This is a genomic window from Oleiharenicola lentus (genome assembly GCF_051660365.1).
GTDB classification, from domain to species: Bacteria; Verrucomicrobiota; Verrucomicrobiia; order Opitutales; family Opitutaceae; genus Lacunisphaera; species Lacunisphaera lenta_A.
The window spans coordinates 377,011-401,168 of record NZ_JBOZXB010000003.1; the positions used below are offsets into that span (position 1 = coordinate 377,011).

The window sequence follows — 24,158 nt, forward strand, 5'->3', positions numbered from 1 at the left end:
GGCATCTAATATGCAAAGAACGACGTGGGAATCCTCCCAATGTCACAACCGCTCGAGATTACGCATATGCCTTACCGCAAAAAAATTCTCAGCTCCACGACCGCCGCAGCCGTCTCGGCTCCCGATCGCGCGTCAGCTACCCTTTCAATTCCTTCGACCGACGAAGGCCTCACCGTTCGCGCGGACATTAAGCCCGCGACCGAAGTGTCTCAATTCGATGTCGCTTCACCGGTTGACCGCCGCGATGAGCGCTCGAACCTCCAGCTTTATCTCAACGAGATTCGCCAGACTCCGCTGCTGACCGTTGCCGACGAGATCCGTCTCGCCGCGCGCATCAAGAAAGGCGACAAGGCCGCGCGCGATCACATGATCAAAGCCAACCTTCGCCTCGTGGTGAAGATTGCCTACGATTACAACATGATGGGCCTGCCGCTCATGGATCTCATCAGCGAAGGCAATCTCGGTCTCATCAAGGCCGTCGAACGTTTCGACCCTAACAAAGGTGGCAAGCTCTCGACCTACGCCGCGTGGTGGATCAAACAATCGATGAAGCGCGCGCTCGCGAACCAATCGAAGACGATCCGCCTTCCCGTGCACTTGGTGGACAAGATTTCCAAGATGAGGAAGATGATCGCCAAGCTCACCGACGAACTCGGTCGCGAGCCGGAAAACGAGGAGATCGCCGCGGAATTGCAGATCCCGACCGCCAAGGTCGCGTTGCTCAAGACAGTCAGTGTGCGCCCTGCCTCGCTCGATGCCCCCGTGGGCGAAGACGACGGCTCCGCCACACTCGGCGACCTTGTCGGCGACGATGCCGCCATGAGCCCTTACGAAGGCTTGGGCGAAAAGAGCATGAAGGAAGACCTCGGCAAAATGGTCGACTCCCTCGACGCTCGTGAAGCCGCGATCATCAAAATGCGTTTCGGTCTCGACGGCGAAAAAGAAATGACCCTCGAAGAAGTCGGCAAGAAATTCAAAGTCACCCGCGAACGCATTCGTCAGCTCGAATACATCGCGCTCTCGCAACTCCGGAAGCAGATGCACAGCTATAACAAGCAACGCACCGCCGACGAAGTTGAACAAGAAACCCTCGCCGAAGAACGCGCCGAAGTGATCCGCGAGTTCGTGTCGAAACAAGCGACGGCCAGCGCACGCTAAGCGCAGCGGACAAAGTTAGTTTTTAAATCGAAGCGCCCGAGTAATCGGGCGCTTTTTTATTGGCCACAATAAGCGCAAAAGGCGCAAAGCGCATGACTAGTTTTAACAGGAGGCCGCCGAGAACGCAGAGGTATTTTGGAGGCGGGGCCATTAGCCCCGCGTGGCGCGGTTTCTGAATTCGCAACTATAGGTCGTGTGATTTCCCAATCCATCCCTGTCGGTTGTGCGCTTGCGCGCAACGTGGCCCGCAAACGGGCCAGCTACATGCAGCGAAAACCATAACCCGCGGGGCTGATGGCCTCGAAAAAAAACACTATAAGTTTAGCCCACATTGAGCCTGCCTTCGTTCTCTTCTGTAAAAATAAAGTCCTCTGCGATCTCCTGTTCAAACAAACAGCGTTCGCGTCTTCTGTGCTTTTGTGGCGATTCTTCCCCGCAAAAGAAAAAAGGCGCCCACTTGCGTGAGCGCCTTTGCTTTGAAGTTGTTTCGTTCGCGTGAAACGCGGACGGCTTATTCCTTCTTGGAAGCTTCGTCGAAGATGTCGCCGAGGCTCGTGAGATCGGTGCCGCCAGAGCTCTTGGAGAACTGGTCGTAGGTCGCGGTTTCCTGCGCCAATTGCTCGGCGGAGTAGTTCGCAGCCTTGATGGACAGGCCGATGCGGCGCTGTTCACGGTCGATCTTGATGACACGCGCGGTGACTTCCTGGCCGGGCTTGAGCACGTCCTTGATCTTCTCTACGCGGTCTTCCTGGATTTGGCTGATGTGCACGAGGCCATCGATGCCGTCCTTCAACTCAACGAAGGCGCCGAAGGTGGTGATCTTGGAGATCACGCCCGGGACGACGTCGCCGATGCGGAAGAAGGCGTCGATGTCCGTCCACGGATCGGTCGCGAGCTGCTTCATGCCGAGGCTGATGCGCTGTTGCGACGGATCGACGTCGAGGACGATGGCGTCCACTTCGTCGCCCTTCTTGAGCATTTCGGACGGGTGATTGATCTTGCGCGTCCAGGACATGTCCGAGACGTGGACCATACCGTCGATACCTTCCTCGAGTTCGACGAAGGCACCGTAGGTGGTCATGTTGCGCACCTTGCCGCGGACGCGAGCGCCCACCGGGTAGTTGTGACGAACCATGTCCCACGGATTCGGCTCCAACTGACGGAGACCGAGGGAAATCTTCTGCTCTTCCTTCTGAATACCGAGGACAACGGCATCGAGTTCCTGGCCGACCTTGAGGAGTTCGGAAGGTTTGCTGATGCGCTTGGTCCAGGACATCTCGGTGATGTGGACGAGACCTTCGACGCCCGGCTCGAGTTCGATGAACGCGCCGTAGGGAACGAGGTTGACCACTTTGCCGTGGATCTTGGAGCCGACCGGGAACTTCTGGTCGATCGCGTCCCAAGGATTGTTCTTGGTCTGCTTGAGACCGAGCGACACGCGCTCTTTCTCGCGGTTGATGTCGATGATCATGACCTCGATCTCCTCGCCCTGCTTCAACAGCTCGGACGGGTGACCGATGCGGCCCCAGCTCATGTCGGTGATGTGCAGCAAGCCGTCCATACCGTCGAGATCGATGAACGCACCGAAATCGGTGATGTTCTTGACGATGCCCTTGCGGACCTGGCCCGGTTGCAACTTCTCGAGGAGGTCGCGGCGCTTGTTGATGCGTTGCTCTTCGATGAGCTCGCGGCGCGAGAGAACGATGTTCTGACGCTCGTGATTGATTTTGAGAACCTTGAAATCGTAGGTCTGGCCGACGTATTGATCGAGGTTCTTTGGAGGCTGGATGTCGATGTGCGACGCCGGCAGGAAGGAGTCGACGCCGATCGAAACGATCAGGCCGCCCTTCACCTTGGCTTTGACGCGACCAGGGATGATCGTGCCTTCGGTGCACTTCACCAGGATGTTTTCCCAGTTCTTCTTTTGTTGGGCCTGCTCGTAAGAGAGGACAGGATTGCCTTCCTTGTCTTCGAGCTTCTCGAGGATGACCTCGATGGTGGAACCGATCTGGAGCTCGCCGAGATCGGAAAACTCATTGGCCGGGATCACGCCTTCAGCTTTGCCGCCGATGTCGACGACTACTTCATTGGCGCGGATTTCAGTGATGACGCCGGGGACGATGGTGCCGGCTTTCAGTTTATCGAACGTGCTCTGTGCGAGCAGGTCTTGCATTAACGAACTCATAGTAACGAGGGTGTCGAAACGCGGCCGCCTACTCCAAGGCATCCGCTTTTCAACGTGGATTCTTTCGAATCCGATGGTTGAGGGTTTTACGAATCACAAACCGGTGGGAGTGTCGCGGCGACACCGGCTTGAAGAAAGAACACCGCGTAAGGGGAAAAACGTCTCGAAAGGCCGTCACTCCGGCAAGAGAAAATTAGGAGTTAGGGACGGTTATCTTAACCGTCGAATCGCCCTCGACGGATCGATTCGCGGACGCAAAAAAAAGGGCGGTTAAGGATAACCGCCCCTACCTTATCAAAACGGTTACAGTTTCTTCAGAGTGCCGGCTTCCAGCAACTGGCGCTGCAATGCCCCAAAATACAGCTCATAAAGACTATGCACACGCAGCTGTTGCTCGCTGACCCCTCCAGGGAAGCTGCCTTCCGTGGCTTCGGTGACGAGAAGCTCTACCTTGGTTTCGCCGCCATCGGCCGGGAAAATCTGCAAACGCATCGATGTCTGCCGCGTGTCGTGAATCGCGTCGCCCGCCCGAATCGAGTTGTAGGCCTCAATCGTGCCGTTGCTGCGGGAGGTGCGTCCTAGGTTCAATTCCAGCGACTTCACCGCTTTGATGCCGGCATCGTAAACGTCTTTGCTGTCCGCCGCGTAGTAACGCACCTGCGGCGGCACGCCCGAAAAACGATCCTGAACGCGCGTCGACACTGATTCGCAGCCACTGACCAACGCCACCAGAGCAATCAAAACAAAAGCAAGTGAACGCATAAAAATGAAACCTTAAGCGGGCTGCTGCTGCGAAATGCAATGCAACGTGCCGAGGCCCCAGATGAGTTCGTAGCAATCGATCGGCACGATCTCGCGGCCCTTGAAGCAGTCACCGAGAATCTCGCACACTTCCGCATCGAGTTTCTTTTGACGGAACTGCGGCACGAGCACGGCGCCGTTGATGATGAGAAAATTCGCGTAGCTCGCCGGCACTTGCTGACCTTGGAAACCAAACGGCTTCGGCATCGGCAGCGTCACGATGTCGAATTTCTTGCCCGACGGCGTGCGCATCGCCTTCAGTCGCTCCAACACGTCTTCGAGCAACTTGTGATTCGGATCGCGTTTGTTTTTTTCAACGACGGTCACGAAACCGTCGGCTTTGTAGAAGCGCGTGATGTCGTCGATGTGGCCGTCGGTGTCGTCGCCGACAATCCCCTCACCCACCCACAGCACCTGCTTCACGCCGAGATAATCTTTCAGGTTCTGCTCGATCTGTTCACGCGTGAGATGCGGGTTGCGGTTCTTGTTGAGCAAACACTGTTCGCTCGTGAGCAAGAGGCCGTCGCCATTCACGTCGATCGAACCGCCCTCGAGAATCATGTCGTTCTCGAAACGACGCAGCCCTAGCTTCTTCGCAATGCTGGGCGGGATCTTGTTATCGAGGTCGTAAGGCGGGTATTTGCCGCCCCACGCATTATGCACCCAATCGGTCACGGCGACCTCGCCGGTCTTGTCGTTCTTAACGAAGATCGGGCCGTGATCGCGACACCACGCGTCATTGGTCGGGTGATTGTAGAACGTCACGCGCGTCATGTCGGCGGCGGCGAGTTCGCACAAGCGCTTCGCGCGCGGCTGGAGTTTCACGGCACAGTTGATGCGCACTTCTTCGAAGCGGCTGATTTGCGCGACGATCCCTGCGAACACTTTCGGGATCGGGCGAAACTGGCCCGGCCACGTTTTCAGATTGTGCGGCCACGAGAGCCACACGGCCACTTGCGACTCCCACTCGGCCGGCATACGGAATCCGAGTGCGGTTGGCATTTTTGCGGCGGCCATATTAGTCGCGGAAACGTTTCGTCAGGTCGCCGTAGATATCGATGCGGCGATCGCGCAAGAATGGCCAGTGCGTGCGCGTGGTGTCGACCTTGTCCAACTCCACCGGCACGATGAGAATCTCTTCCTTATCCGCACTTGCCTTCGCGAGAATCTGGCCGCTCGTGCCCGCGACGAAACTTTGCCCCCAAAACTCGAGGCCGTCCCCTCCGATGGGTTGTTCGAGTCCGATGCGATTGATCGAGGCGACATAACAACCGTTGGCGACGGCGTGCGAACGCTGAATCGTTTCCCACGCACCGTGCTGGTTGACGCCATATTCGGCTTTTTCCTTCGGATGCCAGCCAATCGCGGTCGGATAAAAAAGGATTTCCGCGCCGGCCATCGCCGTGAGGCGCGCGCCTTCCGGATACCATTGATCCCAGCAAATGAGCACGCCGATCTTGCCGTATTTGGTGTCCCACGCCTTGAAGCCGGTGTCGCCAGGCGTGAAGTAGAATTTCTCGTAGAACAGCGGGTCGTCCGGAATGTGCGACTTACGGTAGATGCCGAGCAGCGTGCCATCGGCATCGATGATCACGGCCGTATTGTGATAGAGACCAGACGCGCGCTTCTCGAAAAGCGACGCGATGATCACGACCTTGTATTTCTTCGCGAGCTTCTGAAAAGCCTTCGTTGTCGGGCCGTCGATCGGCTCGGCGAGCTTGAAATACTCGTGGTCTTCCGCCTGGCAGAAATACTGCGAGCGGAAGAGCTCTTGGGTGCAAATGATCTTCGCACCCTTCTTCGCCGCCTGTTCGGTCAGCGCGAGGGTTTTCTTGAGGTTTTCCGCAGGGTTTGCGGAGCAGGCATGCTGCAGAAGTCCGAGGGTGACTTTCATCGCGACGAAGCGAATGGCACTCGCCGCGAATGACAAGAAATCTCTGAGCCTGACACTCATTCTTCATCTCGCTGTAACAAGGCTTTACAAGCGCCGCCATAATTGTAAAAAACGCGTCCGTTCCCACCCACTCACTCAACTTATGTGCGCAGAACCCCGCCCGCTGATTGTTGTTGTCGAAGACGAGACAGAGTTGGCCAAGTTAATTGCCCAGCATCTCGAAAATGCCGGCATGAACGTCCAAGTGTATAACCGCTCCGCTCCTGCGCTGCGTTTTCTCCAGCACAACTTTGCGAACCTCGTCCTGCTTGATCTCAATTTGCCAGACACGTCCGGTTTCGAGCTTTTCACTCAGCTGAAAGAAGAGGACATCAACATCCCCGCGATTTTCCTGACCGGCAGTGCCATTGAAGCCGACAAAGTCAAAGGCCTCAACATGGGCGGCGATGACTACATCACCAAGCCTTTCAGTTACGCCGAGCTTGTGGCGCGGATCAACGCCGTGCTTCGCCGCACCGAGGCCAAGACTGATTACAACGTCACGAAAAACGTCCGCACCACCGACAGCCCTTTTCCTTTTCTCGGTGCGGTCGTTCATCCGGAGCGTTTGGAAATTCAGTTTCCGAATAAAGCCGTGCACAAAATCGGTCGTAAGGAACTCGGCATCCTCGCCTACCTCAATTCCCACGTCGGGGTAGTCATCACCCGCAAGGAACTCATTCATTCCGTCTGGGGAATTCACGCCGACGTCCGCAGCCGCTCGCTCGACCAATACATCGTGAAAGTGCGTTCCGCGTTCGAGCAAAACGGGCTCACGCTCGACGCCTTCAAGACCGTCCACGGCATCGGCTACATCTTCGAACCACCAAAGTAATCGTTTGCCGATAAATCACTCCAACTACGAGGCGCGGTAATCCACCGCGCCTTTTTCATGCCCAAAAATCCAACTTAACTCGTCAAATCGCACACTTCGCTCACGCGTTCCAATGCGTCGCCCAAGTGGTCGCGGGATTTGTAGCCACCCAACTTCTTTTCCGGATCCGCCAGACGACTCAAATGGGTCGTCAACAATTCCGTGTTGTAAGCCTGCGTGACGAGGTCGACGGCTTTGTCGCGACCAAGTTTATCCACGATTTTTTTCATGACGGCTTTCTTGTCCATAGTTCGGATGAGTTAAAGAGCAGGTTAAAATAATTCGGTTTGGCCGGTGTAGCGTTTACGCGCGTCTTCCAAGCTTGAGCGCATTTCCAACGATTCCAGCAGCGCAAAAATTTCTACTGTATTCGGCTCACCCGGCGCCACATGCGTCAACGGCGACTCGGTGCGCAGCGTCGTCAGCTTCAAATTACGCCTCAAATTCTCCGCCTGCGCCACGACCGCTTCGCGGAAACGTTCCGGTTTTAACTGACTTTGCGCCGCAGCCCCGATGATACCTTCGAGTGTCTGATGTTCAGCGAACCACTTCGTCGCGGTCTTCGCGCCCACGCCTTTCACCCCGGGAATGTTATCGGAAACGTCGCCGATGAGCGCGAGGTATTCGGCGATACGCACCGGCGCGACTCCGAACTTGTCGAGCACTCCCGCGATATCGAGCACGCGCCAACCAAGTTTCGGATTCGCGGTCGGCGGTGGCAGCAAAATCTTAATCCGTTCATCCACGCACTGTGCAAAATCCTTGTCCGCGCTCACGATAAGCACGTCGTGACCCGCTGCGGCGAGCATGCGCGCCTGTGCCGCCACGAGATCGTCGGATTCAACGCCATCCAGTTCGACGCCAACTAACCCCATGGAACGCGTGAGCTGTTTGATCAACGGCATCTGCTTCTCCAAAGCCTCGGGTGTCTCCTTGCGCTGCGCTTTGTATTCGGGATGCAGCAGCAACCGATCCTGCGATCCACCCAAGTCGAAAAACACCAGCATGCCACCATCTGGTTTCTCGCGATCTTTCAAATGCCACAACGTCTTGATCCAACCATGCATCGCGCCCGTGGGAAATCCATCCGCGCGAGTCAGCTCGGGCATTCCGTAAAACGCACGGAACGCCATATTGTAACCATCCACCAACAACCATTTCGCCATGCCGTCGACGCAATCGCGCTCCCCGCGTCGGGTAAACCAAAATCACCGCACGCTCAATGGCGCGCAGTCGCGAGCCAAGCTGGTTGACGAATCACTTGCCGCGCGGCGCGCTGCCTTCCGGCGTCACGATCGTCGGATTTTGATACAGTGTGCCCGGCGCGACGCCTTGCACCGATTGCTTTTTCAACGAGCCGCCCGGGCTTACCAAATTAGCAGTCACGAAAATCAGTAGGTTTCGCTTCTGCGTGCTCTCGCCTTGACTGCGGAAAAGCCGACCGATGCCCGGCAAACTGCCCAACACAGGAACCTTGTCGTTCACTTTTTTCACGTCTTCGCGCGTCAGGCCACCCATCACGAGCGTGGCTCCGTCCCAAATCGTGACTTTGGTATTCATTTCGCGGACGCCGAAAATCGGCTGATAAAAGCCTGAAGGCACCGTAACTGTCGTGCTCCCCGAAATCGCGATGCTCTGGCCGCCGTATTCCACGAAGCCTTCGAACTCCGTGACCTTCGGGTTCAAATCCAGACTGATGCTGTAATCATCCTCCTCGACTGTCGGCGTGACTTTCAATTCCACGCCCACGTTGCGCGTGGCGAATTCCTGCGGCGTGCCGGCCGTAATCGCGACGCCCGCCGAGCCACCGCCGCTCGCGCTGCCCGTGCCGACCTGACTTTGCACCTGTCCGTAGGATTGCGGGTAACGTAATTCTTGCGCCACCGTGATCGTCGCGGCGTTACCAGAAAGCACGGTGAGTTTTGGCGCGCTCAAAAGCTCCGTGCCCGTTTTTTGAGAAAGCGCGCGCACGACGGCATTCACGTCGAACTGACCGATCGCTCCGACAATATTTCCAAGCGCGCCAGCCCCGAGCCCAATATTGTTCGTGCCAGGAATCAGCGGCGGCGTGTTCACTATTGGCAAGCCAGGCTCGTCAGGGCGGACAATGCTGCCCGAAGAAGTCGTGCCCGAACTACGAAAGGCATCTCGCAGCGCACGATTCACGCCGTCACCGGTCGAGTAAGCCTGCGAACTCGTGGCGCGTTGGTTGCGCACATTCCACTGCACTCCAATTTCGTCGAGCGCGCCTTGTTGGACTTCCATAAACTTCGCTTCGATCTCGACCTGCCTAACATCGTTGTAGCGGTTCAAAATATTTCGGATGCGTTCGAGGTTGCGCGGCGTTTGCGTGGCGATGAGTTGCGAGCCATCGAAGGCGAGCGAACTTCCCTTCACGTCGTCGAAATTCACGCCGGCAAGTTGCAGGAAGGTGCGGATATCCTGCCCTTCTTTCGCTACGTCCGCACTGTTAGCCGAAGTCGTCGCACCGGTGAGCGGGTCGACGGTCGACGCGCCGGAAGCACCACCTTTGCCCGACATGCGCAACACCGTCGAACGCGAGATTGCAAAAAACTGGGTGTCCATGGCGGATTGCTCGCCACCGGGACGCACTACGACAGCATCGGCCTGCACCTCATATTGGTAGCCCACGGAGTCGGTGATAAAATCGAGCACGCGCTTCAGTGGCAAATTGCGCAACGTGATATTAACCGTCGGATTCGTGCCAGTCGGGTCGAGCAACACCACGTTCACGCCTTTGGGCGTGCTGCCGGAATTGTCGAACTCCTCCGAGATCACGCTTAGCGTATTCACGACGCGGCTAAGCTCCATGCCGCTGAAATTCACGCTCGGCAGCACGATCGAATTCAGTTTCTCCAAAAACGGCGAAGGGCCTGCGACTACGGCGGCACCTGGCGTGCGCTCGGTGAAAACTCCTGGACGCTGCCACGCGCTATTCACCTCGCCAATCATCCGCGCACTCGTGCGCTCGCGATCTGAAGCGGCAGTCACTTGTTCGCGTTGGATGCGCTCGATAAAATAAAGCGCGTCGGAGTGAGCGGGCTCGACCGCCGTGACGCGTTCAAAAGTCTCCAACGCCGCCGCAGAATCGCCCGCGAGGTATTGGCTGCGCCCACGCACGACCAATCCTGCCACCTCGCTCGAGGCTGACGCGGCGGGCGGGGTTTGCACTGAAGTGGCCACCCCCGGCACGCTTGTCGTTGACGGCGTGATAACGGAAGGTGGCGCGGCTCGCTCGGAACTCGCGAGATGCTTTTCCTGAGCGATTAAAATTTCTGCTTTCACGGCGGTGAGTTCGGCGGCGGCAGGTTGCGTGAGATTGTTTTCAGGCAAGGCGCTCGCTGCGCGCTCGACCGTCGCGAGGGCTTGGCTGAAACGCTGGTCTTTCTCCAACGCGCGGGCTTCGCGCGCGGCGACGCTAGCGGCTTCGATCAGCGCGTTGAGGCGTTGCTCCTCGGCGCGAGCGAGTTCGTCCACTTCGCTGACTTCGCTCGCTGGCGACGTGCTGACGATCGCGCCCGACACGGTGACTGTCGGTTGTGGCAACCGATCCAAGCTTGCGAGCAGGCGTTTCACGGTTTCGTCGTTGGGCGTGATCGCGAGCAGTTGCTGGAGATTTTTGCGAGCGCGCTCGATATCGCCGCTATCGCGTGCGAGCAGGGCATCGGAGAGCAGGCGAATCTTCGTTTCCGCGACATCAGGCTCAGCCTGCAATCGCGCAAAGCCAGCCACGGCGAGAGAAGCAGCCAAGCCAACTGTGAGTGTAAAATACCGGGCGTTGCGATTCATGCGAAAAATTATGGGCGATTCGTGACGAGGCCCGTGAAGGTATGTGCGGGAAACTTTTGCGAGGTCGCTGGCTTCGCGGCGCCATGCGCATCGCCACTGGTGGTGGGATGAAGCACTTTGGTTTCCGGCACCGGTAAGCCCGGCGTCAGACGCGCAATGACCACTTCAGCGGGCTCGATTTGGATGCGTTCGACGCGATACATCGTAACGTCGTCGGAGAATGTATCGCCTTCGCGCACTTCGCGCGGTTTGCCGTCGCCCGTGAGCAACTTTAGCACGGCGATCGGCGTATCGGTAAGTTTTCGTTCGCGGCTATCGAGCACGATGTCGGCACCGATTTTCTCGTCCTGCAATACAGCCAGCCCGGCGATATCGTAAACGGGCCACGCGTCGTGGTGTGCGACGACAACTTTTTTCACGTCAAAACTTTTCAGCGTAAGCCCGAGTTTTTCGAAGCGCTTCCCTTCCCTCGCCAGCAACGTCTCCGGTTGCTGCGGGCTCACAAACGCTGCGAGATAATCGCCGGTCAAACCGAAGTAACCGACCAGTTGCAGGCGAAACGGCTCCAGTTTGACCGCGAGCAATTCGAGGCCGAATTGGAGATCGCCGACTTCATTGCCGAAACGCGGCGGCGTCACCGTAAATGATTTCGCGAGCGGGTTGTAATAAATCACCGGTGGAGTGAAGACTTCATAGAGCCAGCCGCTGCCAGAGGACTGCGGCGCGGCTTTTGGCCAGTTCGCGGCGACGGTTTCTAGTGGTTTGAGGTCGGCGCGCGTGTAGGCCGCACCGGAGAGTTGCGCGGTGACCGCCTGCTGGCGCACGCGGCGCGTCGCCGCTTGTTCCCGCCAGATAAAATATCCGCTGCCCGCCACCAACAACCCGGCGAAAGCGCACAGCAATTTCTCGTAGTTGGCTTTGAAAAAATGGCTCATGGGGCGGGCGGCTCGGGCGTGACAAGGAACGAGACCAATTCGACGACGACTGAGAATTTCGAGAAATTCTGCGTGACGAGCGGCACCGGCGCGGCGGCTTCGGGAGTTCCCGCCCCAGCCACCGACCCTTCACGACCGAGCGGCTCGACCTCGACGCTGCGCACAATCAGCGGTAGTCGAAATTCGACGAGCGTGTTGAGAAACGCCCGCAGCGACGGCGTCTGCCCGGTGAACTCGACCTTGAACGCATCGCTCTCAATTCGCGCCAGCACGCGCAATGAAAGCGCTCGGTCAATTTCGAAAAAGTCGGTGGGGTGTCCACTGATATTTGCGGAAGCTGAGTTTGTCGTCGCGGGATGAGTGCTCGGATCGACCGGCTGATTGCGCTGCGCACGTGCAGCAGCGCTCATCGGACGCTCGCGCTGGATCGACAACAACGCGAGCGGGCGTGCTTCGATCAACGCCTCGATGATGTATTGCGCGAGCAAGCGCTGACGAAACACGGCCGGCACCAAATCAAGTTCCGGGCCTTCGTTGGCATGCGAGGCGAAGCTGAAACGTTCGTCCGGTTTGATGACGACTTGCGCGCGACCGGCGAGTGCCCGCGTGCGCTCCACAAACGCCGCGATGTCGAAATACAAATCGATCGCCTGCGCAGGCAGCGGCACAGCGAGCAGCCGCTCATCTTTGCCGGCGAGCGCGGCGCGAAGTTCTGCGAGATTCTTTTTTGTCGCTACGAGTTCCTCGGCGATCGCAGTTTCGTTTTCTTTGCTCAACGCAGGTTTTTGCGCCGCGAGCCAGTCGCGCTCCTGAGTTTGCTGAGCGAGATTCGCGAGGGCTTTTTTCCCCTGCGCATGACCGTCACACCATAACCACGCTTCCGCGCTGATCGCGACCACTACGAACAACAGAACGATTGCGAACAGCGGATTTTGTTTAAACCAGATCATCGCGTCAGAGCGGGCGTTGCGGGTCGGCCACGAGCACAAAGTCGAATTGAAGGATGCCGGGCTGGTTGTTGTCGAAACGTTCGCCTTCGATTGTCGCGACAAACGGCGATTCCACGAAACTCGCGAGCAGCGTCTTCACACGGTTATACGTTTCCGGGCTCACCTTCGAAAGCGGATTGGCCTGATCGAGCATGCGTCCCGATATGATCAACTTCACAGGCGCGTCTGCGGTGGTGGACGGCATGACCTGCAGCTTCTCGAGCCAGACATCTTCGACGCTCACGACACGCTGCTGCAAATCAGCGAACAGATTCAGCCAACTCGCACGTCGATCGTAAACTCTGCATAACTGGGCCAGTTCGAGTTTCAACGCTTCGAGTTGCTGCAAATTTTCCCGAAGGCGCGCGTCGCGCAGGCGCAGCGGTAATACTTCGCTTTCTACGGCGACGGATTTGATTTTCGCTTCGACGTTGAGATTACGCCCATGCCACACCGGCGGCACTAACGCGGCGACCGCGAGCACGGCAGCAGCAATCAACCAAGGCTGACGTTGCCGCAAATTTTCATGACCGCGCAACGTGGGCGGCAAAAGATTCAGTGTCAGCTGGTCGGCGCGAAGTTGCGTGATCGCGGCGCCGATTAAATCAGTCACCGCCAGCGCATGCTCGGAGAGATCAGTTCTTCCAGCCGCGCTGCCAATCTCGACCAGACCGAGGCAATCGAGCCGCTCGACGGGCACTTTAAGTTTGGCCGCGAGCGCGTCGGCGAGGCGGGCCAGTTGCGCCGCGCCACCGGTCAGATACACGCGAGCCGGCTGCTCCAGGTCGCTCTGCCGTTTAAAATGCAGCACGGAGCGCGTGATTTCCTGCGCGAGGCGCGCCGCGAGCGACTCCATCGCGGCAGTCGTCAGATTCGTGCTGCGTTCAGAGACTTTAGTGGCCTCAGCTTCGTCGGGATCGCAGTGCTGGCTCTCCGCGATGTGTTGCGTGACACCGTTGCCGCCGAGCGACAGTGAGCGAGCGACGAACCGTTTTTCGTCCGTCAACAACAGTGTCGTGGAGCGCGCGCCGAGGTTAAGAATCAAAGCCGGCTGCGACCCGGTGTCTAGTTGACGAAACCCCGCGAGCGTCGCCAGCGGCGCAGGTAAAATCGCGCGCGGCTGAAATCCGACGGCCTGCACCGCCGCGCAAAGCGGCACGACTGCGTCAAGTTTCGCGGCCACGAGCATAATCTCGAAATCAATCGCGCGCTCGCCGACGACCACGCTATCCCAGACGACATCGCTCAGCGCGTAAGGAATATTTTGTTCAGCTTCGAAGCGGATGATTTTCTCGCGCTTGGCCGGGTCGACGCGCGGCGTCTTGATCAACTTCGTGAGCGCGAGGTGCGGGGGCAGCACGAGCACAACGGAGCCGATCGCGCCCCTGATGCGTTTCGCGAGCGCCGTCAGCGCGTCACGTGTGAGTTCGAGCCAGTGATCTTCGCTCGCCGCGCTGGGTGGAAAAAATTCCACCGCGTAATCGTCGAGACGAAGTCGGTTTCCTTTGCGCGAGAAAATCCCGAGCATCGTCCGGCTGGCTCCACAATCGACAATTACTGTTCTTCGAAACACCACGGGCTTAAAAGTATTACACGGCCCGTGTGGAGATTTGTTTGCCGGACTTTTTTCAAAGGTCACGCTTTTTTGTGATGTCTTCGGCCCTGCCCTACAAAATCAGCGTCTTGGTTTTTATCGAAAATGCCGCCGGCGAGCAGCTCCTTATGTTGCGCGCCAAGCAGCCGAACCTTGGCGTGTGGACGCCCATCGGTGGAAAATTGGAAATGGCGACCGGCGAGTCACCTTTCGAATGCGCCGTGCGCGAAACGCAGGAAGAAACCGGCCTCGTGGTGACGACGGAGCAGTTGCACCTCTTTGCAATGATCGCGGAGAAAGCTTACCAAGGTCACAACCACTGGCTGATGTTTCTTTTCCGCTGCAAGCTGCCGATCGGCGCCTTGCCGCCGGATATGGTCGAAGGCACCTTCGCGTTTTTCTCACGCGCGGCGGTCGATACGCTGCCGATTCCGGAGACCGATAAGAAGGCGCTTTGGCCAATCTTCGACCAGCATAAGCATGGCTTCGTGTCGCTGCGGGCGGATTGCAGCGTCGCGCCGATCGAAATCGTGGTCGAACAGATCACCGCCGGACAGGCGTCGAATCCTTAAAGTCGGGAAGTTCGTTTAATTTTCACGAACTTTCGCTTGTCTTCGCCGGCCTTTGTATGAAAGACGGGGACTTGACGCCCGAATATTGCTTCAAACTTAAACTATTCTCCCGTGACTAAGAAAATCGCTCCCAGCAAGAAGGCCGAAGTGGCCGCAGAGAACTACGATGCAAAGAAAGTGCCGCTCAATGCCAAGTTGGGCAATGACGAGAAAATCGCACTCTTCCGCGACATGGTGCGCATCCGCCGCTTTGAGGAGCGCTGCCTGCGCAGCTATCAAGCGGGCGGCAAGATCGGCGGCTTTCTGCATCTTTATATCGGTCAGGAATCCGTCGCCGTCGGCGTCGTGTCCGTCATGGGCGACGACGACCATATTATTACCGCTTACCGCGATCACGGCCACGGCCTCGCCGTCGGCATGGGCATGAACGAGATGATGGCGGAGAACTACGGTAAATACACGGGTTGCTCCAAAGGCAAAGGCGGCTCGATGCACTATTTCGACCCGAGCCGGAATTACTGGGGCGGCCACGGCATCGTCGGCGGCCAGATCCCGCTCGGCACCGGTCTCGCCTACGCGCTCAAATACCAAGGTCGCAAAGGCGCCGCGTTGGCGTTCATGGGCGACGGTGCGGTGAATCAAGGCGCGGTGCATGAGGCTTACAATTTGGCCGCGCTCTGGGATTTGCCCGTGATTTTCGTGATCGAGAACAACGGTTACTCCATGGGCACCAGCCAAGCGCGTTCCTCAGCCGGTCCTTCCCTCGCCGCCCGCGCCGAAGGTTATGGCATGAACTGGGACATCGTTGAAAACGGTCACGACATCTACGAAGTCCGCGACAAAGTCGCCGCCGCCCTCAAGCTCGCGCACGACAAATCCAAGCCGACCGTCCTCGAGATCCGCACGTATCGTTACCGCGGTCACTCGGTCGCCGATCCGGATTCTACTTACCGCGAAAAAAGCGAGATCGAGGAATACAAGCGCACGAAAGATCCGATCATGGTTTACCAGAATGCGCTGACCGCCGAAGGCACGTTGACGGAAGAACTGATCAAGCAAATCGACGACTCCGCCCGCGCCGAAGCCGAAACCTCGGCCCAGTTCGCCGAGCAAAGCCCCTACCCGACCATCGAGGACATCAAGAAAGACGTCTATTGGGAGGTCGATAATCCGGCCGACAAGAAATCCAAAGGCAGCCTCTTTTTCGACTGAGCCCGCTGATTCCGGCTCTCAACTTTCAACTCTCAGCTCTCAACTTTTCAGAATATGGCTCTCATCACTTACCGCGAAGCTCTCCGCCACGCGATGGACGAAGAACTCACCCGCGACCCGAACGTCGTCATCATGGGCGAAGAAGTCGGCCAATTTAACGGTGCCTACAAAGTCACCGAAGGCCTCCTCGCCAAGCACGGCCCGAAGCGCATCGTCGACACGCCGATCAGCGAAGCCGGCTTCATCGGCATGGGCATAGGTTCCGCGATGCTCGGCATGCGTCCGGTCATGGAACTGATGTTCTTCAGCTTCTACTCAGTCGCGTTCGACCAGATCTTCAATAACGCCGCCAACATCCGTTATATGTCCGGTGGTTTAATCAACTGCCCGATCGTCATCCGCGGCCCCGCGAACGGCGGCACCAATGTCGGTGCCACGCACTCGCACACGCCCGAATCGATCGCCGCCTACCATCCCGGCATCAAGGTCGTCGTTCCCTCGACCGCCGCTGACGCGAAAGGCCTCCTGAAATCGGCCATCCGCGATAACGACCCCGTGATGTTTATGGAAAACACCATGCTTTACGGCGAGAAAGGCGAAGTTCCAGACGGCGACATCCTCATCCCGCTCGGCCTCGCGAACGTCATGCGCCAAGGCACCGACATTTCCATCATCGGCCACGGTCGCGCGATCCAGATGGCCCTCAAATCCGCCGAGATGTTGAAAGAAAAACACAACATCAACGCCGAGGTCGTCGACCTGCGCTCCATCCGTCCGCTTGACGAGGAGACCGTCCTCGCTTCCGTCCGTAAAACCAACCGCGTGCTGCTCGTGGAAGAAGCCAAACCCTTCTGCTCCGTCAGTGCGATGCTGGCCTGTATCATCCAGGAAAAAGCCTTCGACCATCTCGATGCCCCGATCCGCCGCGTCACCTCCATCGACGCTCCTGCGATCTACAGCCCGCCCTTGGAAAAGATCCAACTCCCGACCCCCGAGCGCATCTTCGCCGCCGCCCTCGAAGTCCTGAAATAAAGGTAGGGCCCGACCTCCGGGCGGGCCGTTCCCCATCCCAACCCTCATCTCCCAACTTCAATCTCCCATCCTATGGCCAACATTATCGACATGCCCAAGCTCAGTGACACGATGTCCACTGGCACGCTCGTCAAGTGGCTCAAAAACGAAGGCGACGTCGTCAAAGCCGGCGACATGCTCGCTGAAGTCGAAACCGACAAAGCCACGATGGAACTCGAGTCGTTCTTCGACGGCACCATCGTCAAAATCTTCGCTCCCGCTGGCTCGGTCGTGACCGTCGGCGCCCCGTTGTGCGCCGTTGGCACCGCCGGCGAAAAAGTCGATGCTCCCGCCGCCGGTGGCGCCGCCCCCGCCGCGAAAAAAGCTGAAGACGCGCCCGCCGCAGAAGAAAAGAAAACTGCCGCTGCCGCTCCCGAAGAAAAGCCCGCCAAAACTGAAGCCGCGCCTGCCGCCGAAGAATCCGACGACACCGACGCAGCCGACGAATCGAAACAAGCCGCCGTCGAAAAAGCCGAACAAGCTCCCGCCGCCGCAGCAAAACCCGCGACGACCGCGCCCGCGGTGACCGGACCGGCTCAACGCATTAAGATTTCCCCACTCGCGAAGAAAGTCGCCGCGCAACACCAGATCGACCCATCCCGCCTCGTCGGCACGGGCCCTGGCGGTCGCATCGTGAAAGCTGACGTCCTCGGCGCCGTCGCCGATCCTACGAAGCTCAAATCGCCCTCTGGCGCCGCGCCTTCTGGTTCGGCAGCCAGCGCGAAATCCGCAGCTCCTTTGCCTGCTGGCGCGAGTTTCTTCGCGAAAGGTCCGATTCAGGAAGCCCGCACCGTCGCCGCGAGCAACATGCGCGCGACTATCGCCAAGCGCCTGCTCGAAGCCAAGACGCAGATCCCACATTTCTACCTCGAAATCGAACTCGATGCCGAACCGCTCAGCGTCCTTCGTCAGCAGCTCAACGGCGCGCTCGAAAAGGAAGGCGTAAAGCTCTCCGTGAACGATTTCATCCTCAAAGCGAGCGCGGAAGCCCTGCGCCGCGTCCCGGGCGTCAACGCCTCGTGGACCGGCACCGGCATCCAGTATCACGCCGCCGCACACGTCTCGTTCGCCGTCGCGATTGAAGACGGTCTCATCACGCCGGTCATCAAAGACACGCACACGAAGACGGTCTTCCAAATCAGCGCCGAAGCCAAACCGCTCGGCAAGCGCGCCAAGGAAAAGAAGCTAAAACCCGACGAATTCACCGGCGGCACCTTCTGCGTTTCCAACCTTGGGATGATGGGCATCACGAAGTTTTCCGCGATCATCAACCCGCCCAACGCCGCGATCCTCGCGGTCGGCACGACGGTCACCAAGCCGGTTGTGAAAGACGGTGCAATCGTGATCGGCCAGACGCTCGTGCTCACGCTCTCGTGCGACCACCGCGTCGTCGACGGTGCCCTCGGCGCGCAGTTCCTCGGTGCCCTCAAGGACCTCCTTGAGAAACCCGCGCTGTTGCTGGTTTAACCGCTCGCCAACATCTCGTTCTCACCTTCAACGCGCTCTTTCGGGAGCGCGTTTTTTTGTAAAAAATCCACCTAAATACACCCTATTGCGTATAGGCGTTTACACCCATTTGAGTTAGCTCATTTTCTCCGCATGCCGACAAAGCGGAAGCGCAAAGAAGAGAACGCGTGGCTAGATGCCGACCGGAAACACCGGCGCACCATCGTGCTCGTTTCGCTTGCGGTCCTTCTCGTGTTAGTGGCTGGTGTGTTCTTTTTAGTTCACGCAATTCGGTCTCATTAAGCAGATTCATTTCCATCTTTCGCGAAATCCAAACGCGCGAACGACGTTTACAGTTTGTCACACATACCGAGCTCCTATCAGCTCGCCGCGTGCTTCCAGGCTATTCACACACCATTCTCGTGGAAAAGCGCACCATCATCCAACGCTTCTCAGGTCAGGTGGGACTTGGCGATGTGATCGGCGGCATCAATCGGCTTTGGGCGGATCCCGCTTACGATCGAAACTTTAACGGGATCTCCGACCTCACCGCCTGCACGCCCTCGGCGAGTGTTTCCGACGTGCGCTCGCTCACCAATTTCGTGATCCAAAAACATCAGCTTAGCGAAGGCCGCTGGGTGGTGCTCGTGTCGGATCCGATGATGACCGCGCTGGGGATTTTGTTTTCCCGCTCCATGACGAAACCGTCGATCCAGGTTTGCTCCACGTGGGAAGCCGCCTGCGCTTACCTGCAAATTACTCTGCCCGCACAAAACTAAATCGCGGAGCGAGCGTCGCGCTTCGCCTCGACAGGAAGAGCCGACAGCAAAACCGCACCGACGAAACCGGCAGCGCGTCGTCACAACTTAGGAAATAAAAAAGGCATGCCCGCGATAGCAGCAGGCATGCCCTTGAGAAAAATGCCGAACTTACCCTTCCGCCCGCTTGCGGGCGTCGGCTTCGATCAGCGCTTTGAGCGCATCGAGCGTGGACTTGGCCTTCATCTTCGCGTTCGGCAAATCGGCCGCTGACTTCACGGGTTCCTCGGCGAAGAGATAGAATTTCATCTTGGGTTCCGTGCCTGAACCGCGCGCGGCAAATGAATACCCGTTTGCCAGCGTCACCAGATAAAGATCCTGCGCCGGAATCTGCTCACCATCAGTATCGTAGAATTTCTCGCGGCCGAAGTCCTGGAAGCGCGTAACTTTCGTATCACCAAACGCAGTCGGCGGAGCCGAGCGATAGGTATCGAGGATGCGCTTGATCTTCGCCGCACCGCTCGCGCCTTCGTAATAAATGTTAATCACTCCTTCGAGGTAGAAGCCGCAGCGCAGATAAATTTCGTCGAGATATTCCGGCACGGTGAGCCCGCGTGATTTCACCCACGCGCACAACTCGGAGAACATCAAGCAAGCCGCATTACCGTCCTTGTCGCGCAGGGAATCGTTCGGCAGATACCCGTAACTTTCCTCGGTGCCGAAAAGGTAAAACGTGCTGTGTTGCTGAAGCAGTTTTGCCCGTTCGCGGAACGGCGTGGCGTCGTAGTTGAAACCCGGGCCCATCGCCTTGGCCAACTTCTCCTCATAACCGCGCATCTTACCCGCGATCCATTTGAAGCCCGTGAGCGTGTTGATGACTTTTACGCCATGCGCTTTGCCGACGGCATCTTGCAGCGGCGTCGTCACGAATGTTTTCACGAGCGCGGCCGACTGTGAACCTTCCTTCGGAATCCAGCCGAGTTCCTTGTATTTGTTGACGCGATAATCCGCGAGCAGCGCGCCGACTTGATTGCCGCTTAACAGCTCGAGTTTGCCAGCCTTGTTACGCACGGCGACGCCCATGCGATCGCTGTCGGGATCGGTCGCCATCACGACGTCTTGGCCGCCCTTCTCCGCGAGTGCCACCGCGAGCGAAAGTGCCTCAGCATTTTCCGGATTCGGCGATTTCACCGTCGGGAAACGCGCGTCGAACGCCGCCTGCTCCGGCACTTGCGTGACATCGACGCCAACTTGTTTCAGCAACGGCATCGTGGAGACGCCACCGACGCCGTGAATGTTCGTGTAGACGGCGCGCAAACCGGATTTCTTCAACAGCTCCTTGTCGATCACGGCTTCCGCCGCGACCGCGAGGTAAGCATCGTCCGCGTCTTTCTTGAGCGTCACTACTTTTGAAATATCGGTCTTCAGAAACGCGTGCACCGCAGACAACGGCACGCCGTCAACTTCCGCGATGATGCCACTGTCGTGCGGCGGCGTCACCTGGGCGCCATCGACGAAGTAGGCCTTGTAGCCGTTGTCATGCGGCGGATTGTGGCTCGCGGTAATCACGACACCGGTATGCGCCTTCAGATAGCGCACCGAAAAACTCAGCTGCGGCGTGGAGCGCGGACCTTCGAAAATGTAGGCTTCGCCCCCGAGTTTCGTCCACACCGACGCGGCAAGCTCGCAGAAGTGCCGCGAGAAATGCCGCACATCGTGGGCGATCACGATCTTGGGTTTTACCACCAATTTTTCAGTCGCGAGGTATTTTGAAATGTAGCGGTGCAGGCCGATCGTCGCACGCACGAGCGTGAAATCATTCAGCATATTGCAACCAATGCCCGCGTGCTCGGGGCTGCCACTCGCGGAAAGCATGCCGGTTTCGCCTTTCGCGGCAACTTTACCAATCGTGCGACCGCGCATGCCGCCGGTGCCGAATTCCAAGTAGCGGTAAAAACGATCATTCAACTCCGCCCATTCGCCGCGATCGACCAGCTCGTGGATGCTCTGCATCGCCCACTCGGGCAGGCCGCCATTTGACCAGGCGATGAGATTTTCGACGGCGCTCGGCATCAACTTTCCGTCTTTGCCAGCTTGAGAAACTTTTTCAGTGAGGCTCATGGGAGTAATTATTCGAGATAAAGGCCGTCGTTAACGACCGGTTTGTAGGGAAGTTGATTCCAGCGTTCGGCAAACGTCGTCGCATCGTAACCGAACAAAGGCGAAACTTCGATCGCCGCTTTCGGTAATCCGGTAGCGTCGGCCTCGACCGCCGCGCCGGATGCTTTCAACCAACGTGTAAATTGGCGCAGTTGATCTTCACGCGAAGTCTTGGGCGAATCGACGCCTTCTGCGTTTTTCACCGGACTAAAATCATCCGCGCGAGCCGTCTCGATCACGATTGAATTATTCGCAAACGGCAGCGCATCGAACACGAACATTTCGAATTTCACGCCGTTGGCCTTCTCGGGTTTCACTGCATTGCCGCCGCCGTCGACAGTCGGAATTTTTTTATCTGCCCGGTGAAACGGCAGCGAAACGCCCTCACCACCCGCAGCCATTTGGCGCGCAAACTCACGGTCGATCACGTGGATCGCAATGCTGCCGGCGCTGTAACGCAGCGAGCCATCGGCGTTGGTTTCCTTCTGCATGCTCGCTGGCATGTCGCTGTATTCGATGACGACGATTTTGCCGTTTTGCAGACAGAAGTGGCCGACTTTTTCTTCCGCGTAAGCTTTCGGCACCATCTTGCTCGACATGCCGGAACCGGCGAGCAGGTGAAACCCGATAAAAGCCGGATCGACGCAGCGCACGATGGGATTATCGACTTGGAAATAGCTGATCGTGTCGATGCCTTCGCGCTCCATTAGATCGAGCGCGCCGCTGCGATGCAGTGCACGCAGTGATCCGCCGTGCCCGTCCGGGCTGAGCGCGATTGACGACTTCGTTTCGAGGAGAATCTTGCCCTTGAAATCGACCGCCGGCATGCGGCCTTGGCGGAAAAAATGCACGCGAGCTTTGTCCAAGCCGAAATATTTATTCTGCGTAAAAAACGATTCCGTCTGCTCGTGGTTGGCGTGGCTCGTCATGATGAACCAATGCAATGGCTTCCCGTAACGCAGGCCCACCGCCTTGATTTTTTCTGCGAAGACTTGGAAGAGTGATTTGTTCTTCAGCGGTGTCACAGCGAACGTCCCTTTCGGGCCATCGTAACCAAGGCGAGTGCCCTGCCCGCCCGCCACGGTAAACGCCGCAACGCGACCGGCGCGCAATGCGTCTTCGCCTTTGGTTTTTGCCTCAGCCCATTTGGCGACGTCGCCGCCATTTTCCGGGAGAAATTGCACCGGGGCCGGAGCCAGTCCGGAAAGATCAACGCCCGCCGCGCCCTCAGATTTCAAAACGAGCGTGCGGTTTAAGCGATCCACCTCCGCGAGATCGATTTCGGCGGCCTGAGCAGCGAGTTGCGTTTGCTCTTCAGCGGTAAGCGAGTCCCAGAATGCGAAAATCTGTTCCTGTCCGGCGGTTCGGTAAGCGGCGATGAGTTGGTCGTGGTTCATTGAGTGAGAAAAGGATTGGTCAGGGCTTGGCTTCGTTGGGATCTTCTTCGAAGCGGAAAATAAATTCGTTGGCGCGCGCGTAACGCATTTTCTCGCGGATGATTCGCTCCACGAGTGCGGGGTCGTGCAGCAACCGGTCGAGATATTGCTGCTGTTTGAGCAGCTTCGCTTCGGCTTGCGCCAGGCGTAGCTGGTTGGATTTCTCCTGCGCTTTCATGGCGGTGACGTCGCGGTGAATTTGCAGGAAAAAGACCACGGCCCAAAGTCCCACGGCGATAAAAAGCACCGTGTAAAAGCCAATAATCAAGTTGCGCAAATTCATCCGTGGGAGAGCCCGAAGATAAAGAAGCCACCGCAAGCTCAAGCAACGTTTTTCAAAGGCAATTCACGCGGTTTTAGCGTGCCTTTTATCCTGCCGGTCAAATACTTTCATTCGATGTATCAGAGCTTCTACGGCTTCACCGAAATGCCGTTCCATATCACGCCGGACCCGAAGTTTCTTTACCTGAGCGCGACCCACCAGGAGGCACTGCAGCACTTAAAATACGGCGTGGCGGAAAAGAAGGGATTCATCGTGCTGGTGGGTGAAGTGGGCTGCGGCAAAACAACGCTTTGTCGCAAGTTTCTCAACGAACTCGATCCTGCAAAATACGACACGGCGCTCATCCTGAATCCGCGCGTTACGGAAACGCAGATGCTTAAGGCGATCCTCACGGAACTCCGCGCACCCAACATCGGCCGGAGCAAAAGCGACCTGGTTGCGCAAATGAACCAGTTGTTGCTCGAGCGCATCGCATCAGGCCGCGAGATCGTGTTGATCATCGACGAGGCGCAGAATCTTTCCTTCGAGGTGTTCGAACAAGTCCGGCTGCTTTCTAACTTGGAGACGGACAAACAGAAACTTCTCCAAATCGTGCTGCTCGGCCAGCCAGAGTTAAAAGAGAAGCTCGCGGCGGAAGAGCTGCGCCAACTCCGCCAGCGCATCCTCGTTCACTACGAATTGCGGCCTTTCGCTCGTGATGAAATGGAGCGCTATATCCAACATCGGCTGAGCGTTTCCGGTGGCTCCGGGCGACCTTATTTTACTTCGTGGGCGATGCGGCACATTCACAAAGTCAGTCGCGGCATACCGCGCATCATCAATAATCTTTGCGACAAAGCGCTGCTGTCCGCCTACGTTCGCGACTCGGATGAAGTCAATTACTGGGACGCGCGCCGCGCTTCCAAAGAGTTGGAACAACTGACCGACTAACCTGCTGCGGA

21 protein-coding genes are annotated in these 24,158 nt (G+C 57.8%); 8 read left to right on the top strand and 13 right to left on the bottom strand.

Annotated elements, in window-relative coordinates; genetic code table 11:
- The first annotated feature begins 39 nt into the window (after positions 1-39).
- Positions 40-1,158: a sigma-70 family RNA polymerase sigma factor gene (locus ACRRQW_RS20930; protein WP_438483603.1), complete on the top strand. Its 1,119-nt coding sequence runs from the start codon at positions 40-42 to the stop codon at positions 1,156-1,158.
- Between the two features lie 511 nt (positions 1,159-1,669).
- Here ACRRQW_RS20930 and rpsA read toward each other — a convergent pair.
- The 4 genes from rpsA to ACRRQW_RS20950 all read right to left on the bottom strand — a co-directional run bounded on the left by rpsA (position 1,670) and on the right by ACRRQW_RS20950 (position 6,038).
- The gene (gene rpsA / locus ACRRQW_RS20935) at positions 1,670-3,343 is read right to left on the bottom strand and encodes a 30S ribosomal protein S1 (protein WP_438483605.1); all 1,674 of its coding nucleotides are present in this window, start codon (positions 3,341-3,343) and stop codon (positions 1,670-1,672) included.
- 303 nt (positions 3,344-3,646) lie between these two features.
- Complete coding sequence (locus ACRRQW_RS20940) at positions 3,647-4,105, bottom strand: hypothetical protein (protein ID WP_438483607.1); 459 nt, start codon at positions 4,103-4,105, stop codon at positions 3,647-3,649.
- A 12-nt stretch (positions 4,106-4,117) separates the two neighbouring features.
- Entirely contained in the window at positions 4,118-5,161 is a 1,044-nt protein-coding gene (locus ACRRQW_RS20945; protein WP_438483609.1) for an agmatine deiminase family protein, read from the bottom strand.
- A gap of 1 nt (position 5,162) precedes the next feature.
- Complete coding sequence (locus ACRRQW_RS20950; protein ID WP_438483611.1) at positions 5,163-6,038, bottom strand: carbon-nitrogen hydrolase; 876 nt, start codon at positions 6,036-6,038, stop codon at positions 5,163-5,165.
- 142 nt (positions 6,039-6,180) lie between these two features.
- Between ACRRQW_RS20950 and ACRRQW_RS20955 the strand changes: the two genes are divergently transcribed.
- The gene (locus ACRRQW_RS20955; protein ID WP_438483613.1) at positions 6,181-6,912 is read left to right on the top strand and encodes a response regulator transcription factor; all 732 of its coding nucleotides are present in this window, start codon (positions 6,181-6,183) and stop codon (positions 6,910-6,912) included.
- Between the two features lie 74 nt (positions 6,913-6,986).
- On the opposite strand, the gene ACRRQW_RS20960 is transcribed toward ACRRQW_RS20955, so the two are convergent.
- The 6 genes from ACRRQW_RS20960 to pilM all read right to left on the bottom strand — a co-directional run bounded on the left by ACRRQW_RS20960 (position 6,987) and on the right by pilM (position 14,324).
- Positions 6,987-7,199 (bottom strand): hypothetical protein, encoded by a 213-nt coding sequence (locus ACRRQW_RS20960; RefSeq protein WP_438483615.1) that lies wholly within the window; start codon positions 7,197-7,199, stop codon positions 6,987-6,989.
- A 24-nt stretch (positions 7,200-7,223) separates the two neighbouring features.
- Positions 7,224-8,117 carry a 5'-3' exonuclease gene (locus ACRRQW_RS20965; protein WP_438483617.1) on the bottom strand — a complete coding sequence of 298 codons (894 nt, stop codon included), beginning with the start codon at positions 8,115-8,117 and terminating at the stop codon, positions 7,224-7,226.
- A gap of 91 nt (positions 8,118-8,208) precedes the next feature.
- Positions 8,209-10,761, bottom strand: coding sequence for a type II secretory pathway, component PulD (locus ACRRQW_RS20970; protein WP_438483619.1), 2,553 nt, complete (start codon positions 10,759-10,761; stop codon positions 8,209-8,211).
- An 8-nt stretch (positions 10,762-10,769) separates the two neighbouring features.
- Entirely contained in the window at positions 10,770-11,696 is a 927-nt protein-coding gene (locus ACRRQW_RS20975) for a hypothetical protein (RefSeq protein ID WP_438483621.1), read from the bottom strand.
- Positions 11,693-12,646 (bottom strand): hypothetical protein, encoded by a 954-nt coding sequence (locus ACRRQW_RS20980; protein WP_438483623.1) that lies wholly within the window; start codon positions 12,644-12,646, stop codon positions 11,693-11,695. Before ACRRQW_RS20980 ends, ACRRQW_RS20975 begins: the two co-directional genes overlap by 4 nt.
- A 4-nt stretch (positions 12,647-12,650) precedes the next feature.
- Positions 12,651-14,324 (bottom strand): pilus assembly protein PilM, encoded by a 1,674-nt coding sequence (pilM, locus tag ACRRQW_RS20985; RefSeq protein ID WP_438483625.1) that lies wholly within the window; start codon positions 14,322-14,324, stop codon positions 12,651-12,653.
- A gap of 11 nt (positions 14,325-14,335) precedes the next feature.
- On the opposite strand from pilM, the gene ACRRQW_RS20990 reads away from it, so the two are divergent.
- The 5 genes from ACRRQW_RS20990 (at position 14,336) to ACRRQW_RS21010 (ending at position 19,359) form a co-directional block, all read left to right on the top strand.
- The gene (locus ACRRQW_RS20990; protein ID WP_438483627.1) at positions 14,336-14,851 is read left to right on the top strand and encodes an NUDIX hydrolase; all 516 of its coding nucleotides are present in this window, start codon (positions 14,336-14,338) and stop codon (positions 14,849-14,851) included.
- A gap of 111 nt (positions 14,852-14,962) precedes the next feature.
- Positions 14,963-16,063 (top strand): pyruvate dehydrogenase (acetyl-transferring) E1 component subunit alpha, encoded by a 1,101-nt coding sequence (gene pdhA, locus ACRRQW_RS20995; protein ID WP_438483629.1) that lies wholly within the window; start codon positions 14,963-14,965, stop codon positions 16,061-16,063.
- A gap of 54 nt (positions 16,064-16,117) precedes the next feature.
- Positions 16,118-17,095, top strand: a complete 978-nt coding sequence (locus ACRRQW_RS21000; protein ID WP_438483631.1) for an alpha-ketoacid dehydrogenase subunit beta — start codon at positions 16,118-16,120, stop codon at positions 17,093-17,095.
- A 72-nt stretch (positions 17,096-17,167) separates the two neighbouring features.
- Positions 17,168-18,601, top strand: a complete 1,434-nt coding sequence (locus ACRRQW_RS21005; protein WP_438483633.1) for a pyruvate dehydrogenase complex dihydrolipoamide acetyltransferase — start codon at positions 17,168-17,170, stop codon at positions 18,599-18,601.
- A gap of 371 nt (positions 18,602-18,972) precedes the next feature.
- Positions 18,973-19,359, top strand: coding sequence for a hypothetical protein (locus ACRRQW_RS21010; protein ID WP_438483635.1), 387 nt, complete (start codon positions 18,973-18,975; stop codon positions 19,357-19,359).
- Positions 19,360-19,509: 150 nt separating this feature from the next.
- Here ACRRQW_RS21010 and ACRRQW_RS21015 read toward each other — a convergent pair whose 3' ends face one another.
- Genes ACRRQW_RS21015 through ACRRQW_RS21025 form a run of 3 tightly spaced genes read right to left on the bottom strand, consistent with a single transcriptional unit; the run spans position 19,510 to position 23,217 of the window.
- Positions 19,510-21,459: a phospho-sugar mutase gene (locus ACRRQW_RS21015; RefSeq protein WP_438483637.1), complete on the bottom strand. Its 1,950-nt coding sequence runs from the start codon at positions 21,457-21,459 to the stop codon at positions 19,510-19,512.
- Between the two features lie 8 nt (positions 21,460-21,467).
- Positions 21,468-22,895 carry a UTP--glucose-1-phosphate uridylyltransferase gene (locus tag ACRRQW_RS21020; protein ID WP_438483639.1) on the bottom strand — a complete coding sequence of 476 codons (1,428 nt, stop codon included), beginning with the start codon at positions 22,893-22,895 and terminating at the stop codon, positions 21,468-21,470.
- A gap of 19 nt (positions 22,896-22,914) precedes the next feature.
- Positions 22,915-23,217 carry an FtsB family cell division protein gene (locus ACRRQW_RS21025; protein WP_438483641.1) on the bottom strand — a complete coding sequence of 101 codons (303 nt, stop codon included), beginning with the start codon at positions 23,215-23,217 and terminating at the stop codon, positions 22,915-22,917.
- Positions 23,218-23,295: 78 nt separating this feature from the next.
- Between ACRRQW_RS21025 and ACRRQW_RS21030 the strand changes: the two genes are divergently transcribed.
- Positions 23,296-24,147, top strand: a complete 852-nt coding sequence (locus ACRRQW_RS21030) for an ExeA family protein (RefSeq protein WP_438483642.1) — start codon at positions 23,296-23,298, stop codon at positions 24,145-24,147.
- The last annotated feature ends 11 nt before the right edge of the window (positions 24,148-24,158 follow it).

Excerpts from the sequence above, each read along its gene's own strand:
- ACRRQW_RS20930 (WP_438483603.1), top strand. The coding sequence starts at position 40 with ATGTCACAACCGCTCGAGATTACGCATATGCCTTACCGCAAAAAAATT.
- rpsA (WP_438483605.1), bottom strand. The coding sequence starts at position 3,343 with ATGAGTTCGTTAATGCAAGACCTGCTCGCACAGAGCACGTTCGATAAA.
- ACRRQW_RS20940 (WP_438483607.1), bottom strand. The coding sequence starts at position 4,105 with ATGCGTTCACTTGCTTTTGTTTTGATTGCTCTGGTGGCGTTGGTCAGT.
- ACRRQW_RS20945 (WP_438483609.1), bottom strand. The coding sequence starts at position 5,161 with ATGGCCGCCGCAAAAATGCCAACCGCACTCGGATTCCGTATGCCGGCC.
- ACRRQW_RS20950 (WP_438483611.1), bottom strand. The coding sequence starts at position 6,038 with ATGAAAGTCACCCTCGGACTTCTGCAGCATGCCTGCTCCGCAAACCCT.
- ACRRQW_RS20955 (WP_438483613.1), top strand. The coding sequence starts at position 6,181 with ATGTGCGCAGAACCCCGCCCGCTGATTGTTGTTGTCGAAGACGAGACA.
- ACRRQW_RS20960 (WP_438483615.1), bottom strand. The coding sequence starts at position 7,199 with ATGGACAAGAAAGCCGTCATGAAAAAAATCGTGGATAAACTTGGTCGC.
- ACRRQW_RS20965 (WP_438483617.1), bottom strand. The coding sequence starts at position 8,117 with ATGGCGAAATGGTTGTTGGTGGATGGTTACAATATGGCGTTCCGTGCG.
- ACRRQW_RS20970 (WP_438483619.1), bottom strand. The coding sequence starts at position 10,761 with ATGAATCGCAACGCCCGGTATTTTACACTCACAGTTGGCTTGGCTGCT.
- ACRRQW_RS20975 (WP_438483621.1), bottom strand. The coding sequence starts at position 11,696 with ATGAGCCATTTTTTCAAAGCCAACTACGAGAAATTGCTGTGCGCTTTC.
- ACRRQW_RS20980 (WP_438483623.1), bottom strand. The coding sequence starts at position 12,646 with ATGATCTGGTTTAAACAAAATCCGCTGTTCGCAATCGTTCTGTTGTTC.
- ACRRQW_RS20990 (WP_438483627.1), top strand. The coding sequence starts at position 14,336 with ATGTCTTCGGCCCTGCCCTACAAAATCAGCGTCTTGGTTTTTATCGAA.
- ACRRQW_RS21000 (WP_438483631.1), top strand. The coding sequence starts at position 16,118 with ATGGCTCTCATCACTTACCGCGAAGCTCTCCGCCACGCGATGGACGAA.
- ACRRQW_RS21005 (WP_438483633.1), top strand. The coding sequence starts at position 17,168 with ATGGCCAACATTATCGACATGCCCAAGCTCAGTGACACGATGTCCACT.
- ACRRQW_RS21015 (WP_438483637.1), bottom strand. The coding sequence starts at position 21,459 with ATGAGCCTCACTGAAAAAGTTTCTCAAGCTGGCAAAGACGGAAAGTTG.
- ACRRQW_RS21020 (WP_438483639.1), bottom strand. The coding sequence starts at position 22,895 with ATGAACCACGACCAACTCATCGCCGCTTACCGAACCGCCGGACAGGAA.
- ACRRQW_RS21025 (WP_438483641.1), bottom strand. The coding sequence starts at position 23,217 with ATGAATTTGCGCAACTTGATTATTGGCTTTTACACGGTGCTTTTTATC.